Origin of the sequence: Ensifer sp. LC384 (genome assembly GCF_001695865.1) — a bacterium.
Taxonomy (GTDB): domain Bacteria; phylum Pseudomonadota; class Alphaproteobacteria; order Rhizobiales; family Rhizobiaceae; genus Ensifer.
Genome location: NZ_MBST01000023.1, coordinates 349,404 through 363,110, shown reverse-complemented (window position 1 = coordinate 363,110; position 13,707 = coordinate 349,404). Strand labels below are relative to the sequence as shown.

Annotated in this window: 11 protein-coding genes; 7 read left to right on the top strand and 4 right to left on the bottom strand. The window is 59.5% G+C overall.

From position 1 onward, the window contains the following. Window positions 1-22 precede the first annotated feature (22 nt). Complete coding sequence (locus BC363_RS19325; RefSeq protein WP_065781095.1) at window positions 23-2,185, bottom strand: hypothetical protein; 2,163 nt, start codon at window positions 2,183-2,185, stop codon at window positions 23-25. Between the two features lie 159 nt (window positions 2,186-2,344). Next, complete coding sequence (locus BC363_RS19320; RefSeq protein WP_065781094.1) at window positions 2,345-3,325, bottom strand: hypothetical protein; 981 nt, start codon at window positions 3,323-3,325, stop codon at window positions 2,345-2,347. A 985-nt stretch (window positions 3,326-4,310) separates the two neighbouring features. Between BC363_RS19320 and BC363_RS19315 the strand changes: the two genes are divergently transcribed. From BC363_RS19315 to BC363_RS19290, 6 genes are all read left to right on the top strand, one after another. Further along, the gene (locus tag BC363_RS19315) at window positions 4,311-5,108 is read left to right on the top strand and encodes a response regulator transcription factor (protein ID WP_065781093.1); all 798 of its coding nucleotides are present in this window, start codon (window positions 4,311-4,313) and stop codon (window positions 5,106-5,108) included. 664 nt (window positions 5,109-5,772) lie between these two features. Beyond that, window positions 5,773-6,813, top strand: a complete 1,041-nt coding sequence (locus BC363_RS19310) for a UDP-glucuronic acid decarboxylase family protein (protein WP_083222781.1) — start codon at window positions 5,773-5,775, stop codon at window positions 6,811-6,813. 1 nt (window position 6,814) lies between these two features. Next, complete coding sequence (gene galE, locus BC363_RS19305) at window positions 6,815-7,798, top strand: UDP-glucose 4-epimerase GalE (RefSeq protein ID WP_065781092.1); 984 nt, start codon at window positions 6,815-6,817, stop codon at window positions 7,796-7,798. Further along, window positions 7,795-9,753: a glycosyltransferase family 2 protein gene (locus BC363_RS19300; protein ID WP_065781091.1), complete on the top strand. Its 1,959-nt coding sequence runs from the start codon at window positions 7,795-7,797 to the stop codon at window positions 9,751-9,753. Before galE ends, BC363_RS19300 begins: the two co-directional genes overlap by 4 nt. Window positions 9,754-9,812: 59 nt before the next feature. Further along, entirely contained in the window at window positions 9,813-10,349 is a 537-nt protein-coding gene (locus BC363_RS19295) for a DUF995 domain-containing protein (protein ID WP_065781090.1), read from the top strand. A 1-nt stretch (window position 10,350) separates the two neighbouring features. Continuing rightward, window positions 10,351-11,319, top strand: coding sequence for a glycosyl hydrolase (locus tag BC363_RS19290; protein ID WP_065781089.1), 969 nt, complete (start codon window positions 10,351-10,353; stop codon window positions 11,317-11,319). Window positions 11,320-11,425: 106 nt separating this feature from the next. On the opposite strand, the gene hppD is transcribed toward BC363_RS19290, so the two are convergent. Further along, window positions 11,426-12,538 (bottom strand): 4-hydroxyphenylpyruvate dioxygenase, encoded by a 1,113-nt coding sequence (hppD, locus tag BC363_RS19285; RefSeq protein ID WP_065781088.1) that lies wholly within the window; start codon window positions 12,536-12,538, stop codon window positions 11,426-11,428. A 150-nt stretch (window positions 12,539-12,688) separates the two neighbouring features. Here hppD and BC363_RS19280 point away from each other — a divergent pair, with 150 nt between their 5' ends. Next, entirely contained in the window at window positions 12,689-13,168 is a 480-nt protein-coding gene (locus BC363_RS19280; protein WP_053252143.1) for an Lrp/AsnC family transcriptional regulator, read from the top strand. A 3-nt stretch (window positions 13,169-13,171) separates the two neighbouring features. Here BC363_RS19280 and BC363_RS19275 read toward each other — a convergent pair whose 3' ends face one another. After that, window positions 13,172-13,639: a MarR family transcriptional regulator gene (locus BC363_RS19275; RefSeq protein WP_065781087.1), complete on the bottom strand. Its 468-nt coding sequence runs from the start codon at window positions 13,637-13,639 to the stop codon at window positions 13,172-13,174. Window positions 13,640-13,707 lie beyond the last annotated feature (68 nt).

The window sequence follows — 13,707 nt, the reverse complement described above, 5'->3', positions numbered from 1 at the left end:
CTTCCCCCCCATCGGGTTCTTGTTAGGCCAGCACCGTGTGCATGACGTCGTTCCATTGGCCGTTGGACCAGGACATGTCGTTGCCGGCGTCGATCACCGTTTCGGTCGGGTGCGATGGCGTGTCGTCGTCGCCGATAAAGGCGATCACTTCGTTGGCGAGCCGGTCGCCCTTAGGCGAGACATCCGAGGAGCAGCTGTCGTTGTCGACGATGCCGGCCTGGATCAGGATGGCATCGGAATAAACCTGGCCGCCGACATAGGTGGTCTCACCGAAGCTGTCGTAGTCGATGATTTGAGCGGTGTTGACGACGACGTTTCCACCGGTGTGAATGGTGACTTCGGCGTCCGGATTGTCGCTGAGTATCCTGTTGGCGACATAGCTGACAGAGTCGGCATCGCCGAGAACGCTGACCTGCTTGATGACGTTGACGTCATAGAGGTTGCCGGTGATGTAGAGAATGTTCAGGCCTTCATAGCCCTGGAAGTTGAAATCGTGCGAAAAGCCCGAAGGCAGTTCGTTGACGCGATCGTCGATGTTGTCGACGGCCCTCTGGATGTAGTCGGGCATCGCCTCGAAGCGGTCGTTGGCGCCGACGTTCTGGATCGATGCCTGGTTCCAGATCAGGTTTCCGCTCTGGTCGACAGTCATGCCGTTGCGGGAGGTGATGCCATCGACATCGTCGTTGTCGTAAAACACGGCGACCTGGGTGATCATGTTCAGATCCAGGATCCTGCCGCCGACGATCACCAGATCGTATTGATCGCCGACCCCCAGGAAAGATGCGAGATTCACCACCACATTGCCGCCGGTCAGGGCCGTTGTCTGAACGCCGCTGGTGGTAACCGTCACCGTATCGTTGTCGTTGAGGAAGTTGTACTGCTCGATCCAGTGGACGAAGGAAACGTCCCCATCGACCACGCTGACGCGCCAGGAATTCGGGAAGATCGAGGACTGCGCGGCATCGTCTTCCTCATCGGACGACCCTGAATGAAAGGCCTCGCGGCCGAAATCGGCGATGTTCATCGCAACCGTTCTTGAGGCGGATTCGGCCGAGTTTTCGCCCAGCGCCTTGTCCAGCTTGTCGCCGTCGGCATAGGCGTAGGATTGGGAGATGACGTCGATCTGGTGGTAGCCACCCATCACCGCCGTCACCGGAGCGATGACACCGGTCTCGACGATGCTGACGATGTTGGCGACGATGTTGGCGCCGGCTTCGACGTAAACGGAATTGTCGCTGCTATCGTCTTCCTCCTGCAGCGGGACTTCGGTGCCCTCGGGATCGGCGACCGGTTGCGCCAGTCCACGATCGGGCATGAAATCGGCAAGAATCGGGGCTTCGTCGACGCGGCAGCCGTTGACGTAGACGCCCTCGATGCTGTCGGCGGCCAGGGCGAAATTGCCGTTGTCGTCCGTCGGCAATTCGTCGGGGGACAGCGTCTCGGGAAGATTGATCTCGTCGTCGAGCGGATCCGTATCGGTGGGCTGTTCGACGAGCGCAGCGGTGGCGCCGGGATCGGGGCCGGTGTTGCCGTCCGGGTCGCTGCCTGAGGCCGGCGGCTCCGGCGGTCGGTTTGCAGCGGCGTAGCCCGACAGCTCGTCGGCGATCTTGGAAAGGCCGTCATAGGTATCGACGCGGGTGTAGTGCGCGAATGGTGTGGCCGCCGTCGCCTCGCCGCCCAGTTCGGCGAGCTCGTAGGTGACGTAGGTCGTGTCGCGCGGCGCAACCGTCGAGTCCGTCATGTTCAGCGCGTCGTCGTCGCGCACCATGTTGGCCTGGGCCACATGGGCAATGACTGAGCCGGGGCCGTCGTGGACGATCAGCTTGTCTTCGACGGGCGCACCGTCGGGTTGGCCGAAGCTGCCGAACTGCTTCACCGGAACGGCGTTGCCGTACTGGGCGACGGCATCGGCAAAATGGTCGCCGAAGCCGCGGATCCGTCCGAACAGATCCACATCGGCAATGTCATGGGAGGGTGCTCGATAGAGCACTTCGGGATCGTAGTCGATCAACTGGAGCGACGATGCAAAGTCAGCCGACTTCGTATCGCCGTCGTCGACCTGCTGCACCGCTTCCCTCAGATCGCCGCCTTCGAGCTGCTTTGCTCTCAGCCGTGCTTCATCGGCATCCGCTTCGAACATGCCGATGAAATGTGCAATGATTTCATTCAGTCTTTCCGTTTGCATCGTCCCGATCCTTCCCTTTTTTTCCGCATCAAAGGGAGACTTCGGCGGGCTTAGACAGGAATGCCCCGGTAAAAAGAAACGAACCGATCCGAAATCAAGTTTCCGCGACCGCACCGGCCAGGCGGGGCCGGTGCGGTCTTCTCTTGTGAAATGGATCGATCAGCTGTCGGCGTCGTGACCGGCATCTGTGGTGTGCGAATTGCCGCCGATGACGCTCGAATCGACGGTGTTGCTGACGAGGTTCGCGCCCTGGACGATTTCCTGATGGAAGCCGGAATTTGCCAGGACAGCCGAAGAGTCAGACGTTGTGCTGCCATTGATACCGTCGCCGGCCTTGAGGTCCCAATCCGACTTGGTGTCGAAGTTCAGGCCGTCGCCGCCGTCCGAATGCCCGCCGTCTGCGCGCAGGTCGTTGGTGGCACCGCTGTTGTTCATCTTGATGTCGTAGGCCTGATCCTGATCGGCAAGATTGTTGGCCTGGACCACGCTGAAGCCGGTGTCGTTGCCGGCGCCTTCGAGCGAGTTGTTGAGGATGTGGTCGACATTCAGGTTGAACGAGAAGTCGTCGCCGATATTGAAGGCGAGATCCCCACCGGCGATGCCGAGATTGCCGAAGTCCTTGACGTCCTTGAGCGTCGCAAAGTCGTCGTCCGATTTGGTGATGATGTCGTTGTCGGATGACGAATAGTTGTTGCGGTTGTCGCCGTTTTCGTTGGCTTCGGTCTTTATGTCGGTGTCGATGTCGGTCTTGGTGGTGACCTTGCTGTCGTAATCCCAGTCATAAGAATTGTCGCGGTTATCGCCATTGTTCTTCTGGTCGATGTCGGTTTCGACCTTGCTGTTGTCTTTGTAATCGTAGTCGTAGTCGGTCGAGCTGTCGGTATAATTGTTGCGGTTGTCGCCGTTTTCATTGGCTTCGGTCTTGATATCGGTGTCGATATCCGTCTTGATGTGGTTATCGTTGTCCTGCGAACTGTCGCTGTAATTGTTGCGGTCGTTGCCGTTGGCAATGCCAACATTGCTCGTTGAGCCATCGTCAACCTTCAGATCATTGGCGGCACTGGTTGCCAGCCCATCGGCGAGAGCACCGACTTTCAGATCATCATCGGCTTTGATGCTATCGTCGAGAAGTGCGGACATGTGGTTCTCCTCCTGAGAAGGAGCCAGCACCGAAACCCCTACATCTTTTATGGGGTTTTCATCCGGGGCTGGCTCTTTTCTTGAAATTCAGATGATGCTCCCGCGGGATATTCATCTGTTGGGTTTCGATATATTTCAGTGTTATTTTGAGTATATCTTGGCGGCAGGCATATCCCTGCACTCAATCATTACGTGTGATAATGCTCTTGTCTTAAAATACTGGCATACGCATTGTTACGCTTACGCATTCACACGGGCCGCGAGCCTGAACGCACACACATTCACCAGGCTCGGATCACACGAAACTCGAGTGCGATAGCTGAAGTGTGGCTCCGAACGCAGCGCGACGATAGACACCAATTGGAGCTAGAAGGCCCTTTTTTGGGCGAATTCCGCGCTGTTTGACAGGTTTCCGAGATCGGCAAGACTTTGTTAAGTTTTATGAATCGGCATCTGGTGGAGTTTTGGACCTAGTACATCAGCAGCGCTTTCAGGCCGCGGCCTGCTTGTCAGGTGCCCCATCGAGTGGGATGATGTCACCCCGATGATAGCTACTAGGAAGTATTGTTAGGTATTTTACCGTAGCCCGGTTAGATCGGAAGCTATTGCTGACGGCTTATATCGACCCAGCGGAGGGTGTCCGCGCCGTCCCCAGTGATGGAAACGGATGAGGCGGAGCGGCCGTATTGTCTAGGCTGAGGGTAGATTCGATCATTCTGGGGCGGTGTTGCTGAATATTTGATTAACGAATACCCCAAAGATGGTTCGATTTAGAACGATTTAAGGAGGATTCCAGGGGGCTTCTAATCCTTTTGGGTTGTTTCACCCCTTTTGCCTTTACGATACATTAGCTAGCGCGAATTTTCCGTCTGTGGGGTGAGTTCGCGCTATTTCACTGGCTATGAATAAATTTGCTGAGATGGGCGTAACTCCAAGTCAGGCTGGCGCACCCATAAGAATAAATGGGAAACCCAAGGAGGGCGTAATGCATCCTGAAGGCTCCAACGTGGGCGATTTTGAAGACAACAACAAAGCTTTGTCGCAAAAGAAAAAGATTGTCATGCTTGCCAAGATCGACCTGTTTGCCGAGTGCCTTATGCAGGCGGTCGGTTCGCGGTTTCCCGGGCATGACGTCGTAAGCCTTTCCGATCCCGACAATCTGCTCGACGGCAATCTCGTCGATGTGACGCTGATCATGCTCTACCGCATGTCCGCTAAGACATTTCCCACGATCCTGCGGACCATTCACGAATTCCACCCCAAGGCCTCGATCGGGCTGGTGGTGGACAATGCAGAAGAGCTTGATCCGTCGATCGCCGGTTTTGTTGAGGAGCGGTTGATCCATGGCGTTCTTCCCCTCAATCTGCATCTCGATGTCTGCCTTGCGGCGATCGACCTGCTGATGAAGGGTGGCGAGCATTTCCCAGCCGCATTGCTGCGACGGCTGTCGACGGACCCCTTTGCTCCGGCCAAGCTTTATGGCCGGCAGGCGGAGATGCCCGATGCGGTCGCCTATGCCAATGCGGGAAAGCGCCGGCGAGACGCCAGCCTGGGTGGGTTGACGACCCGCGAAGTGCAGATCCTCGACCTGATCTGCATGGGCACCCAGAACAAGATCATCGCCGATCGTCTTGGATTGTCGGAAAACACCGTGAAAGTTCACGTTCGCAACATCTATAAGAAGATGAATGTGCGAAACCGCACCGAGGCGGCATCGCGCTATTTTACCACCGATGCGGACGAACACGCGGCAGGACCGTTTTCTTCGCGCTGGAAAAATTGATGTCGTGATGCGCCGGGAGTGCCGCTTCCGCCGCTTGTCGCCTATCGACGAATTTGGGTGTCGATAGGTGCGGGGGTAGAGTGTCTCCTTCCCAAAACGCTCCGGCGTCTACCGTGACCTTTTGTGGTGGTGGCTTTGGTGACCGCCGTGAATTTGTGTTGGCCGCGCATAGCGTAGCGAGGCTGCACGCATCGTGTGTTGCCGACAGGCGTGCACGAAAGCACGACCGTATGGCGTAGGTCCGGTATGGTATTGAGGCCAAATGGCGGCTTTAAGGAGTATATACACTTTAATGTAATGCCGGTAGTTTGATACGTATATCTTAATTTAAATAGCTATATCTGTTGCGCGCCCTTAATATACTTTCGGCTGTCTGCTAATTTATTTGTGTCTACTAGATGAAATATTACGAATTATAACTTTGTTGATTGGTGTATGTTATATTTATCGCTTAATTACAACGTTGACTGCGGATTAATTATTTGATAAATATCTAATATTGTAAATCATTCAGAGGAATTCGTGGTTCTTCTGTCTCTTGTTTTTATAATGTCGGGTTGTGTTTTGAATCCTTAATAAAGAAGGTTTCCTTATTGTAGTTTTCAGCCACGACTCGTCTCCAATCACCAGATTTAATGGTGTGTATAATAATTGGAGGTGTGTAATGCGTAAGGTCGGTCGTGGTGAGCTGCCGGTTGTCGGCAGACAGGATTTTCTGAAGAAAGTAGCAGGCATACCCAAGCGAATACTGGTGACCGGAGGCGGCGGATTTCTCGGGTCACATCTTTGCGAAAGACTTCTTTCTCTGGGGCACAGCGTTGTCTGCCTCGACAATTTCTCGACCGGTCGGCGAGAAAACCTTTCCCATCTCAACGAGATAAGCCGCTTCCACATCGTCGAGCACGACGTCCGCAAGCCTTTCCTTTTCGACGTCGACGTCATCTTCAATTTCGCTTCGCCGGCGTCTCCGCCGGACTACCAGGCCGACCCGGTGGGAACGTTGATGACCAACGTGCTCGGCGCGATGAACGTGCTGGAGAACGCCCGTGCCACCGGGGCCACGGTCGTGCAATCCTCCACCTCGGAGGTCTACGGCGATCCGCTGCACAGCCCGCAGCGCGAGAGCTACTTCGGCAACGTCAACCCCATCGGGCCGCGCGCCTGCTACGATGAGGGCAAGCGATCGGCCGAGACACTCTTCTTCGACTATCATCGCACCTACGGGGTGAAGACGAAGGTCGCGCGGATCTTCAACACCTATGGGCCGCGCATGCGCCCCGACGACGGACGCGTCATCTCGAATTTCGTGGTGCAGGCGCTGCTCGGCAAGGATCTGACGATCTACGGTGATGGTCAGCAGACGCGCTCCTTCTGTTATGTCGACGATCTCATCGAGGGCTTCATTCGGTTGTCGGTCTCGGACGACGGTTGCATCGGTCCGATCAACCTCGGAAACCCGGGCGAGTTCACGGTTCTCGAACTTGCCGAGATGGTCCGCTCGATGACCGGCTCGGGCTCGCGCATCGTACACCGCGCGGCAGCCGTCGACGATCCGCGCCAACGTCGACCGGACATTTCCCAGGCCATGGCCGAGCTCGGCTGGGAACCCAAGGTCGCGCTGCGCGAAGGGCTTCAACGCGCCATTGCCTATTTCGATCGCTGCGTGGGTAGGTCAGATCTCGCCGCGGCGGGAGAGGCGGTATGATATGTCGCGCGTCGTTCTTGTCACCGGCGGAGCCGGCTTCATAGGCAGCCATACCTGCAAACGCCTCGCTGAGGCCGGCATCCTGCCGGTCGTCTACGACAATCTGTCGACGGGACACCGGACCAATGTCCGCTGGGGGCCGCTGGTCGAGGGCGGGCTCGAAGACACGGGACGGATCATGGAGGCGATCCAGACCTTCAAGCCCGAGTGCCTGATTCACTTCGCCGCCTCCGCCTATGTCGGAGAATCGGTAGAGGATCCCGGAAAGTACTATCGCAACAATGTCGTCGGTAGCGTTTCCTTGCTGGAGGCCTGCCGGCAGGCGGGGCTGGCGCGCATCGTCTTTTCCAGCACCTGCGCGACCTATGGCGTGCCGCCGCGGTTGCCGATCACCGAGGATACGATCCAGCTTCCGGTCAATCCTTACGGCCGCACGAAACTGATGGTCGAGCTGATGCTTGGCGACTATGCCCGGGCCTACGGGTTCCGCTCCGTCGCCTTGCGCTACTTCAATGCTGCCGGTGCCGATCCCGATGGGCAGTTGACCGAGCGGCACGACCCGGAGACCCACCTGATCCCGCGGGCATTGATGGCCGCAGCCGGCCGGCTCGACAGGCTCGACGTCTTCGGTGACGACTACGACACGCCCGACGGCACCTGCATCCGCGACTACATTCACGTCATGGACTTGGCTGAGGCGCATGTTGCCGCCGTCGACCACCTGCGTAACGGCGGCGACCCGCTCAAGGCCAATCTCGGTTCGGGCCACGGCACGTCCGTCAAGCAGGTGATTGATGCCATCCACCATGTCACCCGCAGGCGGGTCCCGGTGCAGCTCCTGGCGCGCCGCGCCGGCGATCCGCCCGTGCTTTATGCCGACACCGCCTGGGCACGCCAGACGCTCAGGTTCCGGCCGTCGCTGTCCGATATCGCAACCATCATCAGAACGGCTGCCCCCGGTTTCGGGCTGGAGGTGCGGTCATGACGAGCAAGATCTCATCTGCCCATCCCGCCGGTAGCGCCGCGTTGACGGCGGCGCCGGCAAGCGATGCCCCGGTTAGGCTCGTCGCGCTCTTTTCGACACGCATGCGGATTGTGAACGGCTTCGGCATCGCAGCCTGGGTGGCGGCATTCCTGTTTTTCTGGGCCTGGTGGCTCGACCCAGCCCATGTCAACGATTGGCCATCCTACGTCATGATTACGATCGTGGTTGGCTGGATCACGCTGCTGCCCGCCTATTTCATCTTCATCTTCGCAGGCGCCAAGGTCGTCGGAAAGAGCGGCCGGGCCATCCCGCCCGGCCGGATCGCCATGGTGGTGACCAAGACGCCGTCGGAGCCTTTCGCTGTCGTCCGCAAGACGCTGCTGGCGATGCTCGACCAGATCGGCTGCGACTACGACGTATGGCTGGCGGACGAGGATCCGTCGCCCGAGACGATCGACTGGTGCGCGCGGCAGGGCGTGTTCATTTCGACGCGCAAGGGGGTGGCAGACTATCATCGCGCCACCTGGCCGCGGCGCGCCCGTTGCAAGGAGGGAAACCTCGCCTATTTCTACGACCACTACGGTTACGACCGTTACGATTTCGTCGCGCAGTTCGACGCCGATCACGTGCCCGAGCCGACCTATCTCGTCGAGGTACTGCGGCCGTTCAACGACCCGAAAGTCGGTTATGTCTCCGCGCCGAGCATCTGTGATGCCAACGCGCGGCGTAGCTGGTCGGCACGTGGTCGCCTTCACGCCGAAGCTAGCCTCCACGGCTCCTTGCAGGCGGGCTACAACAACGGCTGGGCGCCGCTTTGCATCGGCTCGCATTATGCGGTCCGGACCAAAGCGCTGAAGCAGGTCGGCGGTCTGGGGCCGGAGCTCGCCGAAGACCATTCGACGACGCTCCTGATGAACGCCGGCGGCTGGAAGGGCGTACATGCCCTGCATGCGATCGCCCATGGCGACGGGCCCGCCACCTTTGCGGATCTGGTCATCCAGGAATTCCAGTGGTCGCGCAGTCTTGTGACGATCCTCCTCAAGTATTCGCCGATCTATGTGCCGCGGCTGCCGATGCGGCTGAAGTTCCAGTTCTTCTTCTCGCAGCTCTGGTATCCGCTGTTTTCTCTGTTCATGGCGCTGATGTTCGTCATGCCGATCATGGCGCTCGTCATGGGACGCAGCTTCGTTGCCGCCACCTATCCCGACTTCGTGCTGCATTTTGCGCCATTGTCGCTGGTTCTGGTCGCGCTTGCCTATTTCTGGCGCTCGACCGGCACGTTCCGCCCGCATGATGCGCGGGTGCTCAGCTGGGAGGGCATGCTGTTTCTCTTTGCCCGCTGGCCGTGGTCGCTGCTCGGTTGCGCGGCGGCGGTGCGCGATCACATCAGCGGTTCCTTCGTCGACTTCCGCATCACGCCCAAGGGCACCGGGCCGGCGGCGCCCTTGCCGCTGCGCGTCACGATGCCCTATCTCGTGCTTTCGCTCGGCTCTGCCCTTGCGCTTTGGCTCGTCTCCGACGCCGGGACGGCGCGCGGCTTCTACATCTTTGCCGGTATCAACGCCCTGATCTATGCGGGGCTCGCTGCCACCATCCATGTCCAGCACGCGCGCGAAAACCGCCTTGCGCTCGTTCCGCGCACGGCAATGACGGCGCTGACCGGTGGCTGCCTCGTGGTTATCTCGGTGCTGTCGGGGCAGTCGGCCATCCGCCATGGCGCTGAGGCCGCCGAAGCGCTGTCGCAGGGGCTCTGGTTCGTCGGGCTGACCGAAGCGAAGTTTTCGGTCGCCGGTGCCGGGCAGGGCGGGTCGGACCTCAGGATCGTGCGGTTTCGTTTGAAATGGAAAGGATTTTCGCCGTCCGCGACAGACGGGCTGCGGAAAGGCTCCGGCTTGCCGGAGGCACGTGAGACGAGGGTTACCAGCAAGGTCGGTCGGCTTCAGGCATCGCTGTAAGCGCAGCATGCCGCAGGCCCCTCGCACCGCAAACGGCCCTCAAGCGAGGAGAAAAAGTGATGAAACGGTCCATGAATGTATTGCTTCTGCCGCTTCTGCTGCCGCTCGCAGCCTTTGCGGCCTATACGGGCGCACAACCGGCCAGGGCGAAAATGGAGATCAAGCCGATCCCCTTGAGCGCCTACGAGGTCTATTCCCTCTACCGGAACAAGACCTGGCAATGGCCGACGGGCGGCGCTCGCTTTACCGCGCACGACAGGAAACTGGTCGCTTTCGTCGACAACCAAGGCAAACGCTCGTTTGCGGAAGGCAACTGGTATGTCAGCGACCTTGGCATGATGTGCATGCAGGCAAGGTGGACGGCGGCCGACGGCTCCGGCGCGGCCCGCACCTGCTTCGGACACAGCAAGATCGGAGACACGATCTACCAGCGGCGCGTGCCGAATGGCGAGTGGTACGTCTTCAAGCATGCCAAACCGAAGCCTGGCGACGAATACAGGAAACTCGTCGCTTCCGACGAGATCACGGAAAAGGCGTTACGCCTCAAGGACCAATTCCGGGTCAAGAAGGGCGGTCGCAACGCCACTGGAGGATGACATGAAACGCAAATTGGCACTCGCCCTATGCACTGTGCTTGCCCTTCATCTGGGTTCCGGCGCAGGCCTCGTATCCGCGTTGGCACAGGAGAAGGCCGATCTTGCCGCCAATGGAAATGCAGGTCAGACGCAGGCAATGGCCGACAAGCGCCCCGTCATCCATCCCGGCGGAACACGGTTCGGTGCCTATGATCCGCACGGCGATTTCGGCGGCCAGACCGATGTCTCGACAGAGGCCCTGTTTCTGCCGTGGGAAGACGTGGATCTGGAATCGCTGCGCCTGGCGGACGCCTACGCGCTTCAGCGCAAGCGCAAGCTGCTGGTCACCATCGAGCCCTGGTCGTGGTCGCTCGACTGGAAGCTGACCCCGGCGCAACTGCGTGACCGGACGCTCAGGGGCGACTACGACGCCAATATGGAAGCGATCGCCAGCATGCTTGCCGAGCTGAAGAGCCCGGTCATCGTGCGCTGGGGACAGGAAATGGAAGACACGTCCGGGCGGTTCTCGTGGGCCGGATGGGCGCCGCAGGACTACGTCAAGGCCTACAAGCACGCGATGGATATCGTGCGCAAACGCGTGCCGAACGTGCAACTGATGTGGTCGCCGAAAGGCCTGCCGAACCTCGGTGAATACTATCCGGGCGACGACTATGTCGATCTCGTCGGTCTTTCGGTGTTCGGTCTCGAACCGTTCGACGCGATCGAATACGGCGGGCCGCACACTTTCAAGCAAGCCCTGAAACCCGGCTACGATCTGGTGGCCAAATACAACAAGCCGATCTGGGTCGCCGAGCTCGGTTGGGAGGGCGGCAAGCCCTATATGCAGCCGTGGATCGATACCGCCACGCGGCCCGACCCGGATTTCCCAAACCTGGTCGAGGTCGTCTATTTCAACGATCGGGACGTACATGAATGGCCGCATGATCTCGGTCGGCCGAACTGGCGCGTCGTCAACGACGCCTCGAACTGAGTGCGTATGGCCGCCAGACATAGAAAAGCCCCTCGCTGGAGGGCGAGAGGCTTTCGCTGAGGTTTGAAATTGGCGCCACTGCAAAAGAGCTGCGGCGCTGTCCGGGCTACTCGGCGGCCTGCGGCCCGAGTTCGCCGCGGCGGATCTGGTCGGCTTCGATCGATTCGAACAGGGCGCGGAAATTGCCCTCGCCGAAGCCTTCGTCACCCTTGCGCTGGATGAACTCGAAGAAGATCGGCCCGATGACCGTCTTGGAGAAGATCTGCAGCAGGATCTTCGTCATGCCGCCGTTCACCACGCCTTCGCCGTCGATGAGGATGCCGTGCTTCTTCATCCGGTCGATCGGTTCGTCATGGTCGTGCACACGGTCGTGCGACATGTCGTAGTAGGTGTCCGGCGGGCCCGGCATGAACTTCAGGCCATTGTCCGACAGCTTGTCGGTGGCATCGTAGATGCCTTCGGTGCCGACGGCGATGTGCTGGATGCCTTCGCCCTTGTACTTGCGCAGATATTCCTCGATCTGGCTGGTGTCGTCCTTGGACTCGTTCAGCGGAATGCGGATCTTGCCGCAGGGCGAGGTGATTGCGCGGCTGACGAGGCCGGTGATGCGGCCGTCAATGTCGAAGAAATGGATCTGCGTGAAGTTGAACAGTTCGCGGTAGAAGGCCCACCACTTGTCCATGTTGCCGCGATAGACGTTGTGTGTGAGGTGGTCGAGATAATAGAAGCCGACGCCTTCCGGCTTCGGATTGCGCTCGCCGGTCCATTCGAATTCGGCCTCATAGGCCGAGCCCTTGGCGCCGTAGGTTTCGACGAAATAGAGCATCGATCCACCGATGCCGACGATCGCCGGAACATCGAGACATTTGTCTGTGCCTTCATAGGGGATGGCGCCCTTGGAGACCGCGTGATCGAAAGCATGCTTGGCATCGACGACGCGCCAGGCCATCGACGGGGCGCAGGGGCCGTGCTCGTCGACGAAGCGCATGGCATGCGAGCCCGGCTCGGCGTTGAGGATGTAATTGATGTCGCCCTGTCGCCAAACGGTGATGTTCTTGGTTCTGTGCCTCGCGACAGGGCTGTAACCCATGCGGGTAAAGAGCTCGGCGAGCTTCTCCGGCTCCGGATGGGCGAATTCGACGAATTCGAAGCCATCCGTACCGGCCGGATTTTTCGCCGTGATCGTTGCGGGCGGGGCGTCATGTGGGAACGGGCCCATCGGAAGTCTCCTCTTCAAGTTCTCCAGATTTCTCTGGCCTCCAAACTTTGCTGGAGTATGACGCAAATCCGATGCATGATGCTTGTATTCTCGCGCGTTTCGCGTATGGCGCTGCACGAAACGTGCGAAATATTGTATAAGGATGCATGAATGGAGCAGCTTGACGGGTTCGACCTCAAGATCCTCAGCGAACTGCAGCGTGACGGACATCTTACCAACAACGAGCTATCGGAGCGCATCGCGCTTTCGCCTTCGCAATGCTCGCGCCGCCGCACTCGCCTGGAGGCGGAGGGCTTCATTACGGGCTATCAGGCGCAGATCGACCGGCAGAAGCTCGGGCTCGACCTGATGGTGGTGATTTCGGTGACACTCGCCACCCACAACCGCGACAACGCCAAGCGCTTTGGCAAGTTGATCTCGGGCTTGCCCGAAGTTCTGGAGGCCTACGCGCTGACCGGGGAAATGGACTATCACCTGCGTGTGGTGACACCCGACCTTGCCGGCCTTTCGCGCTTCGTCAACGATGTGCTGCTGCCGCATGACAGCGTGCAGCATGTGAAGACGTCGATCGTGCTCGAGACCTTGAAGAGTTTCGAAGGGGTGCCGATCCCGGAACGCATGAAGGGCTGAAGTTTATGTGCGGGAAGGGCGCTCCTCGGCCCTGTCGATCGCCCGCTCGATCGCTTCAAGGCCGGCGCAGAGCGCCTGCAGGCCACTGGCGCCGATCAGTTCGTCCAGTTGCGCCTGGTAGGCGCTCGCCAGGTCCGTGAGTTCGCCATAGGCCCGCCGGCCGGCCTTCGTCAGCTCCAGATGCTCCAGCCGGCGGTCGCCTTCGTCCTCGCTGCGCTTCAGCCAGCGCCGCTCCTCCAGCGCCGAGACGGCGCGGCTGACCTTGGTCTTGTGCATCGCCGAATGGGTACCGACTTCCGTTGCCGTCATGGCGCAAGCCGAGCTTCCAAGGGCCGCCAGCGTGCGCCACTCCGGGCGCGTCAGCTGGTAGCGCGCCTTGTATTCGGCAGCGAAGCGCACGGCGACGAACTCGGCGGCGCGGTTCAGTCTGTAGGGCAGGAACGCATTGAGCTCGAAGCCTTCGGCCGCCATCAGTGGCATCCTTGATAGTTACAAAATCGATAGTTACGATTGCAACTAATAGGCCGGCAGCGCGCCAC

What these genes read in the sequence shown, in the direction of transcription:
- BC363_RS19325 (WP_065781095.1), bottom strand. Translation starts at nt 2,185, where the DNA reads ATGCAAACGGAAAGACTGAATGAAATCATTGCACATTTCATCGGCATG.
- BC363_RS19320 (WP_065781094.1), bottom strand. Translation starts at nt 3,325, where the DNA reads ATGTCCGCACTTCTCGACGATAGCATCAAAGCCGATGATGATCTGAAA.
- BC363_RS19315 (WP_065781093.1), top strand. Translation starts at nt 4,311, where the DNA reads ATGCATCCTGAAGGCTCCAACGTGGGCGATTTTGAAGACAACAACAAA.
- BC363_RS19310 (WP_083222781.1), top strand. Translation starts at nt 5,773, where the DNA reads ATGCGTAAGGTCGGTCGTGGTGAGCTGCCGGTTGTCGGCAGACAGGAT.
- galE (WP_065781092.1), top strand. Translation starts at nt 6,815, where the DNA reads ATGTCGCGCGTCGTTCTTGTCACCGGCGGAGCCGGCTTCATAGGCAGC.
- BC363_RS19300 (WP_065781091.1), top strand. Translation starts at nt 7,795, where the DNA reads ATGACGAGCAAGATCTCATCTGCCCATCCCGCCGGTAGCGCCGCGTTG.
- BC363_RS19295 (WP_065781090.1), top strand. Translation starts at nt 9,813, where the DNA reads ATGAAACGGTCCATGAATGTATTGCTTCTGCCGCTTCTGCTGCCGCTC.
- BC363_RS19290 (WP_065781089.1), top strand. Translation starts at nt 10,351, where the DNA reads ATGAAACGCAAATTGGCACTCGCCCTATGCACTGTGCTTGCCCTTCAT.
- hppD (WP_065781088.1), bottom strand. Translation starts at nt 12,538, where the DNA reads ATGGGCCCGTTCCCACATGACGCCCCGCCCGCAACGATCACGGCGAAA.
- BC363_RS19280 (WP_053252143.1), top strand. Translation starts at nt 12,689, where the DNA reads ATGGAGCAGCTTGACGGGTTCGACCTCAAGATCCTCAGCGAACTGCAG.
- BC363_RS19275 (WP_065781087.1), bottom strand. Translation starts at nt 13,639, where the DNA reads ATGGCGGCCGAAGGCTTCGAGCTCAATGCGTTCCTGCCCTACAGACTG.